Raw genomic sequence first — 17,539 nt, 5'->3', positions numbered from 1 at the left:
ATTTTAGATTATTTTTTTAATTGTTGAAATAACTGTTGCAGCTTACTATTTGCCTCAACTTGGTGCGGAGTAGATTTAACCAATTGTCTAGTGGTTGCAATGCGCTGCTTTGTAACAGGGTGCGAACTCAAAAATTCTGGGATTACAGTATCACCTTCGTTTTGAAGTCTTTTAAATAAATTCAACATTCCGTTAGGATCTACTTTGTTTTTGACAACAATAGCAAAACCTTCGCGATCAGCTTCTTGTTCAAACTCACGAGAAAACGACAATGATTGAAAACTATTTACGTTATCACCAATTGTAGCCATGATTCCGTTGGCATCACCTAAAATTGCCGAGATAAACAAATAACCAGACAAGTTGCGGCATAACATTTTCATGGAATGCCTGTGATTGACGTGGGCTGCCTCGTGACCTAAAAGCGCAACTAACTCATCGTAATTTTGCATCTTGTTGACAATGCCGGAATAAACCACAATGGTACCATCAGGCAAAGCAAAAGCGTTTACAATATCCTCTTCAACAAAAATGAATTTCAATTTCTTTTTATTGTTCAGTTGTAACTCTTTTGCGAAAGCGTTTAAGACTTTAGATTTATCCGAAGCTACATCTGAGAACAGCAAATTATCGCTGATAAACGTTCCGCTCATGGTATCATCAAAACTCTCAGGAATTAGCGCTACTGATTTCTCTCCCACCCACGGAATGGCGTAAACATAGGTCAGGCCAATTAACCCTAAAATCACAAGTGCCAAAACAAGATGAAATTTCATGCCCGATGCCAGCATTTTTTCATACCAACCTACTTGATTGTTTTCTTTACGAAATTTTAAAATAGTGGCTGCAAATGTAGAGTCTGTGATTTTTAAAATTGCTATGCCATCCGGTTGCTGTTTTTGCAATTGCAGAGTTGTACCCACGTTTTCAAAACTCAGTTCACCCAGCAACCAGCGCTCTACTGTAGCTGTTTCGGTTTGAAACTGAAGAACACCATTTAATGTGTTCAAAACAATAGTTACTGCTTGCGGGGCGGCTGACTTGCCATCAAAATAAATTCCTGCGGCTTCTTGGTTCATATTTTAAACGATAAAATCCATATCTAAAAAGTCACTAACGTCTTCGCCGGTAGCATCTTTATAGTTTTCTTCGGTTTGGTGTAATGTATTCAAATCAATATTACCGTCTAATTGAATGTGGTCAAAAATAAATTTCATGGTGCGCGTTACTACCCAAGAGTAACCCAATCCTAATGTAAATACAATTAGCAACATATTAATTACAATTAGGCCAATAAAATCAGCACCACTAGCCGTCGATGTAAACTCGATACGTTTATCATCTTTATGCAAAGACAAATTGTTCACGTAGTATTCAAAAATTTCTTTTTGCCACCAGAAGGAGTAAATTCCGAAAGTAAAAATTGTTAAAAAATATCCTTTGATATTCATCAATAAATAATCGCCACCATCACCATCGTAATTCATCTCGGCATCACCAAAACGAATATTGCCGATAACATACCTGCGTAAATTCATTTGAAACCATGAACTGTAAATACCCAAAGTAATAATGGTAAAGAAAACCCACTTAAAAAAAAGTTTAACTAATTCTGCTTGATCACCTCGGTAACCAAAACGAATTCCTCTCCATGTCGTGCGGGACATTCTGTAACGGTACGATCCGTGAATGGCCAATGGCATAATAGCAAAAATCCCTAGATAAAGAACCAAAATACCAATACCTTGATGACCTAAGTAGGTAAGTGTACCCATTATTCCAAACAAAATAACGAAGACTAACAAAGCTTTTAAAAATCCTTTGAACATCTCTTTACCCGTTCCATGAAAAGCAAAGGCATCATCATTTAAAGTGGTTTGACCGAATAAAAATTGTAGCGTTTTGGCCTTAGCCCACGGATAATAAAGTCCTAAAGTAACGATAGTTAAGAGCCAATTGACAATGACGATACCGAAAAAAGTTTCCCCTTTTCCTTTAAAATCGAGTTGATAGTGCATTTTGCTTGGTACATTTTCTTCCATAAATAGTTTTTTTGGGTTGTTTGTAAGTTATAAAGCGTTAAAAGTAATATAATAAAATTAAAATGCGCAAATAACTAAATTCTATTTTTGCATTAGTTATAATAATGTTATCAATTATGGAAAAAGTATTTTAAACACTATCTTTGCGTTTAATTTAGACAAAATCAATATAAACATGATAAAGGTATCTGACACTGCCAAAAAGAAAATTATCGACTTAATGCAAGACGATGGTTTTAATGCTGCTACAGATTATGTACGAGTAGGTGTAAAAAGCGGCGGCTGCTCTGGATTGTCATATGATTTAAAATTTGACAAAAACAAAGGAGACGATGATAAAATATTCATTGACAACGACATAACTATAGCGGTTGAGAAAAAATCATTCCTTTACCTAGCAGGAACTATTTTAGAGTTTTCTGGTGGATTAAACGGAAAAGGTTTTGTATTCAACAATCCGAATGCAACAAGAACTTGCGGTTGTGGCGAGAGTTTCTCACTTTAATTTAAAGATTGAAAAATTAAAAGATTAATGAAAGCATGGCAAAATCATTTGAAGAATTTGATGTTCATAAAAAAGGTGTTGTCTTGACCAAATTAGTTTTTCAATTATTAAATAATAAATCTTTAGAAAAGGAATTTGGTTTTAAAGACCAAATAAAAAGAGCTGTAGTTTCAATTACAAATAATATTGCCGAAGGTTCAGAATACAATAGTAATAGACAATTTACAAGATATTTAAAAATCTCCAAAGGCAGTTGTGCGGAGGTTAGAAATATGTTGATATTAGCAAGAGAGTTAGGTTTTTGCAATCAAGAGGAGATTCAAATAGGTTATAATTTAACAATTGAAATTTCTCAAAACCTTTCTAATTTTATTAAATATTTAGACACAAATAATAAAGGTTAATGTTCAATTTTGAATCTTTAAATCTTTAAATCTTTAAATCACAATGAGTAAATACACAGAAGACGATTTAAAAATCGAACTCGAAAATAAAGAATACGAATACGGATTTTACACCGAGCTGGAAGCTGAGACCTTTCCTATTGGTTTAAATGAAGATATTGTTCGTGCCATTTCACTTAAAAAAGAAGAACCACAATGGATGACCGATTGGCGCCTTGAGGCTTTTCGTGCTTGGGAGCAAATGACAGAACCAGAATGGGCTAACGTCCGTTATGAAAAACCAGATTTCCAAGCAATATCATACTACTCTGCACCAAAAGCAGTTGATCCTAATAAAACTTTAGATGATGTAGATCCGGAACTTTTAGAAATGTACAAAAAGTTAGGCATCTCTGTAGATGAGCAAAAAATGATGAATAATGTGGCCATGGATATCGTAGTTGACTCGGTATCGGTAGCTACAACATTCAAGAAAACTTTAGGCGAAAAAGGAATTATTTTCATGAGTATTTCTGAAGCCATCAAAGAACATCCAGAATTAGTTCGCAAATATCTAGGAACTGTAGTGCCGCAAAAAGACAATTTTTACGCTGCGTTAAACTCGGCTGTTTTCTCTGACGGATCTTTCTGTTATATCCCAAAAGGAGTACGTTGCCCAATGGAACTTTCTACTTATTTCCGAATTAATCAAGCTGGTACCGGACAATTTGAAAGAACCTTACTTATTGCTGATGAAGGAAGCTACGTTTCATACCTTGAAGGTTGTACAGCTCCAAGTCGTGATGAAAACCAATTACACGCTGCAGTTGTAGAGTTAATTGCTCTTGACGATGCCGAAATCAAATATTCAACCGTACAAAACTGGTATCCTGGAAACAAAGAAGGAAAAGGTGGTGTGTATAACTTTGTGACTAAAAGAGGAATTTGCGAGAAAAACGCAAAAATTTCTTGGACACAAGTGGAAACTGGCTCAGCAGTAACTTGGAAATACCCATCAGTGGTTTTAAAAGGAGATAATTCAGTTGGTGAGTTTTATTCGATTGCGGTAACAAATAATTTCCAACAAGCCGATACGGGAACTAAAATGGTTCACCTTGGTAAAAACACCAAATCGACCATTATTTCCAAAGGGATTTCTGCTGGTAAATCACAAAACAGTTACCGTGGCTTAGTGCGTATTTCTCCTAATGCTGAAAATGCTCGTAATTTTTCACAATGCGACTCTTTATTAATGGGGAACAAATGCGGAGCGCATACATTTCCGTACATCGAAAGTAAAAATCCAACGGCTAAAATTGAACACGAAGCAACGACAAGTAAAATTGGCGAAGATCAAGTTTTTTATTGCAACCAACGCGGTATTCCAACTGAAAAAGCAATTGCATTAATTGTAAACGGTTTCAGTAAAGATGTATTGAATAAGTTGCCAATGGAATTTGCAGTAGAAGCGCAAAAATTATTGGAAATTTCTCTTGAAGGTTCGGTAGGATAAAAAAAAGTTTAAAGTTTAAGGTTTAAAGTTGAGCAACTTATGACTAACTTTAAACCTTAAACAAAAATAAATGGCAACAATAACTAGGTTTGAGGATTTAGAAATTTGGAAAGAGGCTCGACGACTAGCCAAAGAAATTCATCTCATTGCTGTAGAATCAGATTTAAAAAATGATTTCAGATTCAAGGATCAAATAAAAGCATCTTCAGGCTCGATAATGGATAACATTGCTGAAGGTTTTGAAAGAAACGGAAATTTAGAATTTAGACAATTTTTGTCCATCGCAAAAGGATCCGCTGGAGAAACACGATCTCAATTATACCGAGTTTTTGATTATAATTACATCACTGAAGAAAAGTTTGAAATTTTAAAAACTGACTTCGAAAATTTAAGTGGAAAAATAAACAATTTTATATCATATTTAAACAAGAAAGATTTTAAAGGCACCAAGTTTCAGTAAACACGAGAACTTTAAACTTTAAACCTTAAACAAAAAAAAACATGTTAAGCATAAAAAATTTACACGCCTCAATAGGTGACAAAGAAATATTAAAAGGGATTAACCTTGAAGTAAAAGCAGGAGAAATTCACGCGATTATGGGACCAAACGGTGCTGGAAAAAGTACCCTTTCGGCAGTTATTGCAGGAAACGAAAATTATGAAGTGACCGAAGGAGAAATCTTTTTGGATAACGAAGACATTTCAGAATTGGCTCCAGAGGAAAGAGCGCACAAAGGTGTTTTCCTTTCGTTTCAATATCCTGTTGAAATTCCTGGAGTTTCGGTAACTAACTTCATGAGAACAGCTATCAACGAAACACGTAAAGCAAACGGTCAGGAAGAAATGCCTGCCAACGAAATGCTAAAAGTGATTCGTGAAAAATCAGAATTACTAGAAATTGACCGTAAATTTTTGTCACGTTCTTTAAACGAAGGTTTTTCGGGTGGAGAGAAAAAGCGTAACGAAATTTTTCAAATGGCTATGCTAGAACCAAAATTAGCTATCCTTGACGAAACCGATTCTGGACTAGATATTGATGCTTTGAGAATTGTTGCTAATGGTGTTAACAAACTTAAAAGCGATAAAAATGCTATCGTAGTGATCACACACTACCAAAGATTACTTGATTATATCGTTCCTGATTTTGTTCACGTTTTGTACAATGGAAAAATTGTAAAATCTGGCGGTAAAGAATTAGCGCACGAGCTAGAAGAAAAAGGGTACGACTGGATTAAAGCTGAGAATTAAAAATTGTTTCAAGTTTAAAGTTTTCTTAGTTTCAAGTTAAAAAAAATCTGAAACAAGTAAAAACTTGAAATGAATAAACAAAACCTATGGCTACCATAAATCGATTTGAAGATTTAGAAATCTGGCAGGAAGCAAGACGCTTAGCAAAAGAAATACATCTAATTACTATTGAAACCGACTTGAAATCAGATTTTAGATTCAAAGAGCAAATTAAATCTTCTTCAGGTTCAGTAATGGATAATATAGCTGAAGGGTTTGAAAGAGATGGAAATCTTGAATTTAGACAATTTCTATCCATTGCAAAAGGTTCTTCTGGTGAAACAAGATCGCAACTCTATAGAATTTACGATTTTGGCTATATCAATGAATCCAAATTTGAACTGCTAAAAAAAGATTATGAAAACCTAAGTGGTAAAATTAAAAATTTTATTACCTATTTAAATAAGAAAGACTTTAAAGGAAATAAGTTTCAATAGGCAAAACCTGAAACTTTAAACTTTAAACCTGAAACAAAATAAAAATGGATTTAAAAGAAAAATTAATATCGTCTTTTATGGCTTTTGAGGAGCGCGTTGATGTTCACACTGAACTGCACGACTTGCGTACCGCTGCCCTAAAAAACTTTGAAACCAAAGGTTTCCCAACTAAAAAAGAGGAAGCTTGGAAATATACATCGCTTAACGCAATTCTTAAAAATGACTTTACCGTTTTTCCAAAACAGGAAAATACAGTACAATATTCTGATGTAAAAAAATATTTTTTACATGAAATTGATACCTACAAAGTGGTATTTATTGATGGCGTTTTTAGTTCGCATTTATCAGCTACCACTCACGAAGGAATTGATGTTTGTTTACTTTCTTCTGCCTTGACAAAACCAAAATACAAAACCGTTATTGACGCGTATTTTAATCAAGTTGTCAACAAAGAAGAAACTTTGACTTCATTAAACACGGCTTTCGCCAATGAAGGAGCGTACATCAACATTCCGAAAGGAAAAGTGGCAGACAAACCGATTGAAATCATGTATTTATCGACTGGTAATGAAGCGGCAATGCTAGTACAACCGCGTAACTTGATTGTTGTGGGCGAGAACGCGCAAGTGCAAATCATAGAGCGTCACCAAAGCTTAAACGAAAATGCAGTATTAACCAATTCGGTTACTGAGATTTTTGCACAAAAAAGAGCCTTTGTAGATGTTTATAAAATTCAAAACGATAACGAAGCTGCTAATTTAGTTGATAATACGTATGTATCACAGCAAGAAGAAAGTAGTGTTGCTGTAAATACCTTCAGTTTTGGAGGAAATATGACTCGTAATAATCTTAATTTTTACCATTTCGGGGAGCATATCGTAAGCTACTTGAACGGTATTACCATCATTGGCGATAAGCAGCACGTAGACCACTACACCTTGGTACACCACGCTACGCCAAATTGTGAAAGTCATCAAGATTATAAAGGAATTTTTACCGATAAATCTACCGGTGTATTTAACGGAAAAATCTTTGTAGAAAAAGAGGCTCAAAAAACAAATGCTTTTCAAAAAAGCAATAATATTTTATTGAGTGATAAGGCTACCATCAATGCCAAACCGCAACTAGAAATTTTTGCTGATGATGTGAAATGTTCTCATGGCTGCACCATCGGGCAATTAGACGAAACAGCATTGTTCTATATGCAACAACGCGGAATTCCTGTTAAAGAAGCCAAAGCTTTATTGATGTACGCATTCTCTAATGCAGTAATCGAAAGCATTAAAATACCAGAATTAAAACAACGCATCACCAAAATCATTGCCAACAAACTTGGCGTAAAAATGGGATTTGATTTGTAGTTTTAACCACAAGGTTCGCTATACACAAAGGGCGCAGAGTTTCACAACTTTGCGCCCTTTCTATTTCAATTATTTTTTTAATGATCCGAGAATGTCGCGTAGCATTCCATTAAAATCAAATTCCGAATTCTCTTTTAAACCCATCCTAACAATCACAATATCCATTGAAGGGATAATGGCTACCATTTGACCTTGGAAACCACTGCAATAATACATATCTCTTGGAACATCAGGGAAATATCCACCAGCGTTAAGCCAAAATTGACCACCGTATCTACCTCCAGAAGTATTGGTAGGTGTTGCGGTGTATTTTGCCCAACCTTCATTAAAAATTTGCTCCCCGTTCCAGTTGCCTTTGTGCAAATAGAGTAAGCCAAACTTAGCCCAATCGCGAGTAGTTGCCCAACCGTAGGACGAGCCCACATAATTCCCAGCCATATCAGTTTCGATAACCATCGAATTCATTCCTATTTTATCTATTAAATCTGTGTACCAAAAATCTAAGTACTCTTGATGTGTTTTGAACTGCTTACGCAAAATCCCCGACAGTAAATTCGTTGTTCCAGAGGAGTAATTCCATCGCGTGTTGGGCTTACGCTCCGCTGGTTTCTCGAGTTGCGATCGGGTCATATCTTCGGCTTGAAAAAGCATTTTGGTAGCATCACAAATAGAAGCATAATCTTCTACCCATTGTAAACCAGAATTCATGTGGAGCAAGTCACTTGTTGTAATTTTTTTACGTTCGTCATTTGCCCATTCTGCAATAGGAGCTGGAGCATCAATGTCAAATTTTCTCTGTTTTTCTAAAACGCCAAACACGGCGCTCGTGATACTTTTGGTCATCGACCAGCCTAAAATTCTACTGTTTTTAGAAAATCCCGTATCGTATTTTTCGGCAATGATTTTGTCTTTATAAATTACTAATAGGGAACGCGTCCTTTTTTTCAATTCTCCTTTCACATCAAAAGCATTGGCTACAGCCGCATTCAATTTAGTATAATCAACATTCGCAAAAATGGTATCTTTAGGTTCGTTATTTCCGTATGGAAAAGGTAAATTATTGTTCAATTTTGTTCTTTTGGGAACCAAATACGGTTTTGAAACATCAAAATCATCGTTAATTAAAGTAACTCCCAAACCTTCACGATAAATGGCTTTTCGTTCCTTTAATCCATAAACTGAAGCAGTAGCAAACTTTCCAGCCTCATCAATTTGATTTGTTGCTAAATCGATCAAATCAATATCATTATCACCAGCTTCAATCATAGCTTGTGATCTACCATCTAGAAAATGGCCCGAAGCAATACTTTTGGCTGAAAAACCAGAAATTAAATCGAGTTTTGGATAGGTTGTAAAACCCACATACACAATTCCGATTAGAAGAACAACCGCGACAATTTTAAATATTTTTTTCATAAACCATTCTTTTGACTGCAATTTATTAAAAACATTTGAATTACGTTGGTTTAAAAAACGACTGTTTGGCAAATAATTTGGCTATCAAAGCATAACAAGAAAGTATGAAAAACTTGGGTTTCTTAATTTCAAAACGGTTTAATTTCAGTACTTTTGTATCTAGATTTTTTCTACGATAACTATGCTAGACATTCAAAAAATAAGAGCCGATTTTCCGATACTTACTCAAAAAGTAAACGGAAAACCATTAGTCTATTTCGATAACGGAGCTACCACTCAAAAACCGCAAGTGGTGATTGATGCGATAGCGAAATATTACCAAGAAATCAACGCTAACATTCATCGTGGCGTGCATACCTTGAGTCAATTAGCAACAGATGCTTACGAAGAATCCCGAAAGAAAATTCAAAATCACATCAATGCAAAATTTGCTCACGAAGTACTTTTTACCTCTGGGACAACACATGGAATTAATGCAGTAACCAATGGATTTACTTCGATTTTAAAACCGGGTGATGAAATTTTAGTTTCGGCATTGGAACACCACAGCAATATTGTGCCTTGGCAAATGTTGTGCGAACGTACAGGAGCAATTTTACGTGTGATTCCTATGAATACGGATGGCGAGTTGATTATGGCCGAATACGACAAATTGTTGTCGGATAAAACTAAGTTGGTGACAGTGAATCATATTTCGAATGCGCTAGGAACCATCAATCCTGTTAAATACATGATTGACAAAGCACACGAAGTAGGCGCTGCAGTTTTGATAGATGGTGCACAAGCTGTTCCGCATTTAAAACCTGATGTACAAGAACTAGATTGTGATTTCTATGTTTTTTCAGGACATAAATTGTGCGGACCAACAGGAACCGGTATTTTATATGGTAAAGAAGAATGGTTGAATAAATTACCGCCTTATCAAGGTGGTGGCGAAATGATCAAAGAAGTATCATTCGAGAAAACAACCTATGCAGAGCTACCTCATAAGTTTGAAGCAGGAACTCCCAATATTGCTGGAGGAATTGCATTAGGAACCGCTGTTGATTATATGAACGAAGTAGGTTTTGACAACATTCAGCAGCAAGAAAAAGAATTACTGGAGTATGGAACCCAGCAATTATTAACCATTGAAGGTTTGAAAATTTACGGTACTGCCAAAGAAAAAACGTCTGTGATTTCATTTAATATAGAAGGAATTCACCCATACGATATTGGCACCATAATTGACAAATTAGGAATAGCGGTGCGCACAGGACATCATTGCGCACAACCGATCATGAATTTCTTTGAGATTCCTGGCACCATCAGAGCTTCGTTTGCGTTTTACAACACTAAAGAAGAAATTGACAGCCTAGTTGCCGCTGTAAAAAGAGCTCAAAATATGCTTGCTTAACAATAAAACAAAACCTTATGAAAACAGTACTAGCTTTAGTGGCCACCGTGATTCTTGGATCTACTTGCAGCAACAAGAAACAATCTGATCTAGAAAATACAGTGATCGAGTATACGGCTAATACTAGGGGTTTTTATCAGAAAATTACCGTTGTCAACCAAGAATTGAGTGTAAGTAAAGACAGAAATGAGACTGAAAAACCAACCACAACTCCTATTTCTGATGCGGATTGGAAAGAACTTATAACGGAGTTTCAAACTATTGAACTTGACAAAGTGGAAACATTAAAAGCACCTTCTGAAAAACGATTTCACGACGGAGCTGCTATTGCAAATCTGAAAATAATACATCAAGATAAAACCTATCAAAGCACATCATTTGACCATGGTACTCCTCCAAAAGAAATTGAAAAATTAGTAAACAGAATCAATGCTTTAGCCGAGAAAAATTAATTACGAACAAACATGACTATAAAAGATATACAAGAAGAAATAGTAGAAGAATTCTCAATGTTTGATGACTGGATGGATCGTTACGAATACATCATTGAATTGGGGAAAAAGCTACCACTTATCAAAGAAGAATTTAAAACAGAAGATAACATCATCAAAGGTTGTCAATCAAAAGTATGGTTACAAGGCGAGCAAGCCGATGATAAAATTGTGTTCACTGCCGATAGTGATGCTATTTTAACCAAAGGAATTATTGCCATTTTGATTCGCGCTTTTAGCAATCAAAAAGCCGCCGATATACTTTCTGCCGATATGGATTTTATTGATGAAATTGGCCTGAAAGAACACTTGTCACCAACTCGTGCAAACGGTTTAGTTTCAATGATAAAAAACATCAAAATGTATGCTTTGGCTTTTGATGCAAAGAACTAAATCTCATTAAACCATTTAAGACATATAAGGGCAAATAAGTTAAAATTGAAAATTTATAATAAAACTTAAATAACCTGATATTACTTAGATACTACTAAAAAATAAGAAAATAAATTGTTGAAACATGACACAAGAAATAGACACTAACGAATTAGGAGAAGCAATCGTAAAAAAATTAAAAACTATCTATGATCCAGAGATTCCTGTAGATATTTACGAATTAGGATTAATTTATGACGTAATGGTAAACACGGATTACGAAGTAAAAGTTCTTATGACACTTACCTCTCCAAATTGTCCCGTTGCTGAAAGTTTACCAAAAGAGGTAGAAGATAAAATTAAATCTATCGAGCATGTAAAAGATGCCGAGGTTGAAATTACTTTTGACCCGCCTTGGAGCAAAGACTTAATGAGTGAAGAAGCCAAATTAGAATTGGGAATGTTGTAAAATTTGTTTCAGGTTTAAAGTTTAAGGTTGAGTAACTTTAAACTTTAAACCTTTTAAACTTTTCGAAATGGAAGAAATAATCAATAAAGTAGCCAATAGTGTACTCGAAGTTTTCGATCTTGAGGATTATTATCCAAAAGGGATTCGTACGCAAATTGACATTTCACTATGGCTTGCTGAAGGATTTTTGTTAAGAGAGAAAGATTTCAGAGAAAGTCTGAAGAATCACGATTGGTCGCAATACCAAGATCATTATGTAGCCATTCATTGCAGTACTGACGCAATTGTTCCGGCTTGGGCATCGATTTTAGTGGCTACGCAGGTAGCGCCTTTTGCAAAAAAAACAATCAACGGAACATTAGAAGATCTTGATGCTTCACTTTATGAAGAATTATTGCCAAAAATAGACTATTCTGTGTATCAAGACAAACCCGTTATCTTGAAAGGATGTTCTAAAAAACCAGTACCAACCCGTGCTTATGTGGTTGCTGTACAACATTTACAACAAGTAGCCCGCAGTATTATGTATGGTGAAGCTTGTTCGGCCGTTCCTTTATTCAAACGAGGAAAAGAAGATTCTAATCGATAAAACTTGCCGTTTAACAACTTTTTTTGAACGATAACGCTGCAGATGTAATTTTGTATTTAAAATAAAATACATGAAAAAAATTATACTCAGTATGTTATTCGTTTCGGCCATTAGCTTTGCGCAAGTAAACGAGAAAGAAAATTTAAAAAAAACAGAGGCTGCTGCCGCAAAAGTAGGAGCTGATAAACCGGACGGCTGGTTAAAATCAGGTACCTTTTCGCTAATTGGAAACCAAGCCACATTCAACAATTGGCTTGCAGGTGGACAAAGTAATATTGCCGCTAACTTATTAATCAACTACGATTTCAATTATAAAAAAGGAGATCTTAATTGGGATAACAAAGTAATTGTAGGTTATGGTATTGCTAAAATTAAAAATGCAAAAACTCAAAAAACAGATGACCGCCTGCTGTACAACTCTTTAGTGGGTAAAAAAGCTACTGGATATTGGTTTTACTCTGCGTTTTTTAATTTCCAAACACAATTAGATTCTGGTTTTGATCCCGCTACTCAAACCAACAAAATATCTCATTTCTTTTCACCAGCTTATTTTCAATTGGGACCAGGTATGATGTGGAAAAAAAGTAATACTTTTAAATTTAACATTGCACCAGCAACCTCGAGATTAATTGTGGTACATCCACATTTTACTTCTCCAGAAGCTTTAGCATTAGCCGAAAAAACAACCTCTTTTGGAGTGGCCGAGGGCGAGAGTACTAGTTATGAATTTGGTGCCGCAGTAAATGGCTATTACAAATTCAATGTGATGAAAAATGTCTCAGTAGAACAAATTGCCAATTTATACTCGAATTATTTAGATACTCCCAAAAATGTTGATATCGACTATCAAGTTAATGTAGTGATGACTATTAATAAATACTTATCAACCAATTTTACCTTTCAAACCATTTATGATGACAATGCCTTTCAAGGATTTCAAACTCGTCAAAATATTGGTTTAGGTGTTAATTATGGTTTTTAATTTTAAATTATTTCATAAAAAATGCATTCTGAAATCCTTTTAGAATGTATTTTTTATGAATTATATCTTTATCAATCTTTGCCTTTTCAACTTCCTCTAAACTCGCATATTCAAACTTTAATAAAACCTTTTCGACAAATGATCCTACTGAAAATAAATTTTGTGAAGAGGAAAAGCTAGATGCATCAAGTTTAAAGCTTTACTACTTGTTGTTTAGTTGAGCACTTTTTGAATATTTAAAACCTCAAAAAACGGATTACCATTAAACAAGTATTGCAGAAAAGGAATGTGATTGGACCCATAAATAATCAAGTAACATTCATCTTGCTTGTAATCTACTTGCCGCATGACATTATTGAAATTTCTAAGGTTTGCTCCGTACCAAAACGAACTTACATATTCTAAAGAGCTCATATCACTACCGGTTCCCATACTTAAAAAATAGTTCCATTCGTTATACTCTGCTTGCTGTAATTTTTTCTCAGAATTAATGTGTTGCAAAAACTTATTCAATGGCACCTTTTGCAGGAGCGAATCTAGCTTAGGAAATTTGTATGGGTATTTCAAATCATAAAATTGAGCATTCGTTCTGGTTTCATCATTAAATTTACCTAACTCCAAGTATAATTTTCTAACTGCCTCATCCACCTTGTTCTTAGGTTTATAGGTGCTATCCGCTAATTCTTCAGGTTGGTAATTCATACCAATTACCTTTTTATGATTGAGCATTTTAGCCGTTTTCATTCCAAGTTGGAAAATTTCATTAGCTTTTACACTTCGTTTTTCCGGTTCTTTTCCTTGCAAATAATCGTTGTAAATACTGTCATAAAAAGGTTGATTTTTCGGAGTAAATTCAAGGAATATCTTCGTAGGCTTGTATTTAGCAAGTTTTGCTACTAAACTAGCAACCTCCTCTTGTCTCTTTTGCGAAAATAAGTCTGAATGCAACTTGCTACTGCTTTCTAAACTTTGATTAAAATGAAAAGTCCCTAATAAAATAACTTTTATTCTTTTGGGATTGTCTTGCCCGAAAGAAACACAACTTATAAGCAAGGCGAGTATCAATAGGTACTTTTTCATAGCAATCTGTTTTAGAGTTGAGTTAAAACGTTTATTTATTTTGGCAACCGACTTCTAATTTTATTTTATTTGAAACTGTTGCACCATCCAATGCGAAGCATGTTCCGATAATAATTCTTTTTTTAAACTTTCGTTTCTCGTATCTAAGTATGAATATACTTTTAATGGAACAGACTTAGGAAACTCCTGCAAACTTTTTGCTAACAACGCACTTGATTCACTGAACTTACCAGCCGATTGTAAAGCTTCTACTTTATAAATTTTAATAATAACGGGCACAACGCCAAAGGTGCTTTGCAATTCGGTCTGCAAATCGTCTAACAAATTATTCTGAAAAGTAGCATCAGGTACTTTTCCATTAACTGCCGTTTGGCTGATATGTTCTTGATACGCTAAAAACAAATTCAAAATATGGAGGTTTTTAGCATCTTTATCTGCATATAATTTCTGAATTCGATCTGACATACTAGCTTGTAATTCACCTGATTCCGACTGTAAAATTTGTTCGTAAAAATCAGTTAATATATTAAGTACCGTTTGGTCTTTGGTATCAATTTTGGCGTCTTTTTTAATTTGTTGTACAAAGGAAACGTAGTCTGCATTTTTTTGTGAAAATGAGTTGAGACTGATTAAAAGTAAAGCTGCTAAAATAATTTTTTTCATGAATTTGTAATGTCTAACTGTGTTTTGGTTCAAATTTAAAAAATAATGAATCCCTATATTTATACCCTCCAAATGGATAACTATTTATGAACGAATAAATTACAATACTCCTATCCATTTTTATGTGACTAACAATCTCTTTTCGAAACTGTCACCCGCTATTCCTTCGAATTTTTTGATTGCTTGCGCATGCGCTTTGGTCCGTACCAAAGCCAAAATCCGGTAACAGTAAAAATGAGCAATGCCGAACCCATAACCGAGCTATACACCACCTTCAATTCTCCGCCAGAAGTGCCAAATATTTGATCTAAAAACGACCCGTCGTGAATGGTTTCTATAAAATCAGAACGACGGCGTGCTACTTGTAGCAAATTACCGGTAGCGCCATCCAATTGTACTTCCCAGAAACTATCGGTAAACACAAATTTTACCATTCCTTTATCTTTACGAATATCGATTCGATCTAATTCAAGCGAGAGTTGAGGATCAATTGAATCGTGTGCAATATTACACGCCTTTTGATGCAACTTATCTAGTGGCAACCACTCTTTCAAATTGGTTGATGTTCCTTTAATAGTTTGTGGTAAGAGTAATCCGTTACTGTGTTTTTTCCAACCCAAAAACAAACCACTTAATGCAATAACAAAGAAAAAAACAAAGAGTAAGGCACCTGTTTTGCGGTGAATTTCTCTGAAAGTCCGAAGCAACTTTGCTTGATTTTGTCGTTTATTTGATGGGGTCATTTAATTGTTCAAAAGATTGAAAATAGTACCAAAGTTCAAAAATACATATAGCTTTTAAAGCTCTGCGTTTGTTTTCAAATATACTGAAAAAAGGAACTTATACAAGACATTTCGTACCCAACTATGCAACTGAAAAGTGTTAATTATTGTAAATAGCACTTTAAAATGCTACCCTAATGCATGAAGGATGGAAGCGGCATCCTTTTTATACCTTTTAGGCTAGTAGCCTAAAAGGTATAAAAAGATATAGCGAACAGCCTGACGCAGCTGCAACGATAGTGAAAGCTGGGGCATGCCCAAAAAAAATCCCTCTTGAAATTCAAAAGGGATTCTGTTTATTACATTATTCTAGTTTGATTGTGCTCTCAACTGCGCCCGTTCTCGACTGCGCTCGAACTGACAAAGGTGTGCAATTATTCGTTTTCTTCCTCGTCTTTCTCGATGGCGTCATTGTAATCTGGATACAAAAACTTGTTGTACGGGAAACGGGTTATGTGTATCTGGCGCACAGACTCGTACACGCGTTCTCTAAATTCTTCGAAATTTTCTTTGTGTGTGGCCGATATAAACAAAGCGTTTTGCTCTCCTACTCTACTCATCCAAGTGGCTTTCCATTCCTCTAGCGTGAAGTGTCTTGGGGTTTTTTCGGTCATCAAATCATCTTCGTCAATGACTAGCGGTTTGTAGGCGTCAATTTTGTTGAACACCATGATCACCGGTTTGTCATGTGCCTTGATGTCTTGCAAGGTTTGATTTACCGACTCGATATGGTCTTCAAAATCTGGATGCGAAATATCGACCACGTGCAGCAATAAATCGGCCTCGCGCACCTCATCAAGTGTACTTTTGAAGGAATCAACCAACTGCGTAGGCAATTTTCTGATGAATCCTACGGTATCCGAAAGCAGGAAAGGCAGGTTTTTGATCACTACTTTACGCACGGTGGTGTCTAGTGTTGCAAAGAGTTTATTCTCTACAAAAACATCACTTTTGCCCACGGCATTCATCAAAGTAGATTTACCAACATTGGTATACCCAACTAGCGCCACACGAACCATAGCACCACGGTTGCTGCGCTGCACGCCCATTTGTTTGTCAATGGTTTTGATTTTGTCTTTGAGTAACGAGATGCGATCACGTACAATACGACGGTCGGTTTCAATCTCGGTTTCACCGGGTCCGCGCATTCCAATTCCTCCTTTTTGGCGCTCTAAGTGCGTCCAAAGTCCTGATAAACGAGGCAACATATAAATACATTGCGCCAGTTCAACTTGGGTACGGGCATAAGAGGTTTCGGCACGTTGTGCAAAAATGTCTAGAATAAGGTGGGTACGGTCTAGAATTTTACATTCGGTGATAATCTTGGATATATTTTTTTGCTGTGACGGCGATAATTCGTCATCAAAAACTAGGGTCGAAATTCCATTTTCTTTTACAAAAAGGTGTATTTCTTCTATTTTTCCGGTACCAACAAACGTTTTGGGATTAGGGCGCTCCATTTTTTGCGAAAAGCGTTTGATTACCTCTCCACCAGCGGTGTAGGTTAAAAACTCTAATTCGTCTAGGTATTCGTTTAACTTTTCTTCACTTTGATTTTGAGTTACGATACCTACTAAAGCGGTTTTTTCGAAATTGATTACTTCTGTTTCTAACATGTTATTGAATAAGCTACAAATTTACGGATTTGTCAGCGACTTACGAAGCTATCTGATTATAAAAAAAGAACGTTTGAACAGAATGTAACTTCGGTCAAGCCAAAGGAAAGTTTTAACTCGAATATGAATCTAAAAAAAAAAATCAAAAGCAGGCT

At 35.4% G+C, this 17,539-nt stretch carries 20 protein-coding genes; 13 read left to right on the top strand and 7 right to left on the bottom strand.

What is annotated here, in order from left to right:
• Positions 1-8 precede the first annotated feature (8 nt).
• On the bottom strand, positions 9-1,079 hold the full coding sequence (locus G9Q29_RS01355; RefSeq protein ID WP_166132711.1) for a M48 family metallopeptidase: 1,071 nt from the start codon (positions 1,077-1,079) through the stop codon (positions 9-11).
• Positions 1,080-1,082: 3 nt separating this feature from the next.
• A complete protein-coding gene (locus G9Q29_RS01350) occupies positions 1,083-2,042 on the bottom strand; it encodes a YjgN family protein (RefSeq protein WP_166132710.1) in 960 nt (319 codons plus the stop codon).
• A gap of 175 nt (positions 2,043-2,217) precedes the next feature.
• Between G9Q29_RS01350 and G9Q29_RS01345 the strand changes: the two genes are divergently transcribed.
• The 7 genes from G9Q29_RS01345 to sufD all read left to right on the top strand — a co-directional run bounded on the left by G9Q29_RS01345 (position 2,218) and on the right by sufD (position 7,528).
• Entirely contained in the window at positions 2,218-2,547 is a 330-nt protein-coding gene (locus G9Q29_RS01345) for a HesB/IscA family protein (protein WP_166132709.1), read from the top strand.
• A gap of 35 nt (positions 2,548-2,582) precedes the next feature.
• A complete protein-coding gene (locus tag G9Q29_RS01340; protein ID WP_166132708.1) occupies positions 2,583-2,951 on the top strand; it encodes a four helix bundle protein in 369 nt (122 codons plus the stop codon).
• 43 nt (positions 2,952-2,994) lie between these two features.
• Entirely contained in the window at positions 2,995-4,443 is a 1,449-nt protein-coding gene (gene sufB / locus G9Q29_RS01335) for a Fe-S cluster assembly protein SufB (RefSeq protein WP_166132707.1), read from the top strand.
• A gap of 70 nt (positions 4,444-4,513) precedes the next feature.
• Positions 4,514-4,903, top strand: coding sequence for a four helix bundle protein (locus G9Q29_RS01330; protein ID WP_166132706.1), 390 nt, complete (start codon positions 4,514-4,516; stop codon positions 4,901-4,903).
• Positions 4,904-4,944: 41 nt separating this feature from the next.
• The gene (gene sufC / locus G9Q29_RS01325) at positions 4,945-5,691 is read left to right on the top strand and encodes a Fe-S cluster assembly ATPase SufC (RefSeq protein ID WP_166132705.1); all 747 of its coding nucleotides are present in this window, start codon (positions 4,945-4,947) and stop codon (positions 5,689-5,691) included.
• Positions 5,692-5,777: 86 nt separating this feature from the next.
• Entirely contained in the window at positions 5,778-6,167 is a 390-nt protein-coding gene (locus G9Q29_RS01320) for a four helix bundle protein (RefSeq protein WP_166132704.1), read from the top strand.
• Between the two features lie 44 nt (positions 6,168-6,211).
• Positions 6,212-7,528 carry a Fe-S cluster assembly protein SufD gene (gene sufD, locus G9Q29_RS01315; protein ID WP_166132703.1) on the top strand — a complete coding sequence of 439 codons (1,317 nt, stop codon included), beginning with the start codon at positions 6,212-6,214 and terminating at the stop codon, positions 7,526-7,528.
• Positions 7,529-7,597: 69 nt separating this feature from the next.
• Here the strand turns inward: sufD and G9Q29_RS01310 are convergent, their stop codons facing one another.
• On the bottom strand, positions 7,598-8,944 hold the full coding sequence (locus G9Q29_RS01310) for a serine hydrolase domain-containing protein (protein WP_166132702.1): 1,347 nt from the start codon (positions 8,942-8,944) through the stop codon (positions 7,598-7,600).
• Between the two features lie 181 nt (positions 8,945-9,125).
• Between G9Q29_RS01310 and G9Q29_RS01305 the strand changes: the two genes are divergently transcribed.
• The 6 genes from G9Q29_RS01305 to G9Q29_RS01280 all read left to right on the top strand — a co-directional run bounded on the left by G9Q29_RS01305 (position 9,126) and on the right by G9Q29_RS01280 (position 13,243).
• Positions 9,126-10,340 (top strand): aminotransferase class V-fold PLP-dependent enzyme, encoded by a 1,215-nt coding sequence (locus G9Q29_RS01305; protein ID WP_166132701.1) that lies wholly within the window; start codon positions 9,126-9,128, stop codon positions 10,338-10,340.
• A 17-nt stretch (positions 10,341-10,357) separates the two neighbouring features.
• A complete protein-coding gene (locus G9Q29_RS01300; RefSeq protein ID WP_166132700.1) occupies positions 10,358-10,792 on the top strand; it encodes a hypothetical protein in 435 nt (144 codons plus the stop codon).
• A 12-nt stretch (positions 10,793-10,804) separates the two neighbouring features.
• Complete coding sequence (locus G9Q29_RS01295) at positions 10,805-11,224, top strand: SufE family protein (protein WP_166132699.1); 420 nt, start codon at positions 10,805-10,807, stop codon at positions 11,222-11,224.
• 124 nt (positions 11,225-11,348) lie between these two features.
• Entirely contained in the window at positions 11,349-11,672 is a 324-nt protein-coding gene (locus G9Q29_RS01290; protein ID WP_086455167.1) for an SUF system Fe-S cluster assembly protein, read from the top strand.
• Between the two features lie 67 nt (positions 11,673-11,739).
• Positions 11,740-12,261, top strand: a complete 522-nt coding sequence (locus tag G9Q29_RS01285; protein WP_166132698.1) for a DUF2480 family protein — start codon at positions 11,740-11,742, stop codon at positions 12,259-12,261.
• Positions 12,262-12,331: 70 nt separating this feature from the next.
• Entirely contained in the window at positions 12,332-13,243 is a 912-nt protein-coding gene (locus tag G9Q29_RS01280) for a DUF3078 domain-containing protein (RefSeq protein ID WP_166132697.1), read from the top strand.
• Between the two features lie 213 nt (positions 13,244-13,456).
• On the opposite strand, the gene G9Q29_RS01275 is transcribed toward G9Q29_RS01280, so the two are convergent.
• The 4 genes from G9Q29_RS01275 to hflX all read right to left on the bottom strand — a co-directional run bounded on the left by G9Q29_RS01275 (position 13,457) and on the right by hflX (position 17,384).
• The gene (locus G9Q29_RS01275; protein ID WP_166132696.1) at positions 13,457-14,323 is read right to left on the bottom strand and encodes a DUF5694 domain-containing protein; all 867 of its coding nucleotides are present in this window, start codon (positions 14,321-14,323) and stop codon (positions 13,457-13,459) included.
• A gap of 60 nt (positions 14,324-14,383) precedes the next feature.
• Positions 14,384-14,986, bottom strand: a complete 603-nt coding sequence (locus G9Q29_RS01270) for a hypothetical protein (protein WP_166132695.1) — start codon at positions 14,984-14,986, stop codon at positions 14,384-14,386.
• Positions 14,987-15,144: 158 nt separating this feature from the next.
• Entirely contained in the window at positions 15,145-15,729 is a 585-nt protein-coding gene (locus G9Q29_RS01265) for a PepSY-associated TM helix domain-containing protein (RefSeq protein ID WP_166132694.1), read from the bottom strand.
• 413 nt (positions 15,730-16,142) lie between these two features.
• The gene (hflX, locus tag G9Q29_RS01260; protein WP_166132693.1) at positions 16,143-17,384 is read right to left on the bottom strand and encodes a GTPase HflX; all 1,242 of its coding nucleotides are present in this window, start codon (positions 17,382-17,384) and stop codon (positions 16,143-16,145) included.
• Positions 17,385-17,539 lie beyond the last annotated feature (155 nt).

The sequence above is a fragment of the Flavobacterium turcicum genome (genome assembly GCF_011365745.1).
Lineage (GTDB): Bacteria > Bacteroidota > Bacteroidia > Flavobacteriales > Flavobacteriaceae > Flavobacterium > Flavobacterium turcicum.
This window is presented reverse-complemented; position numbering and strand designations above follow the sequence as displayed.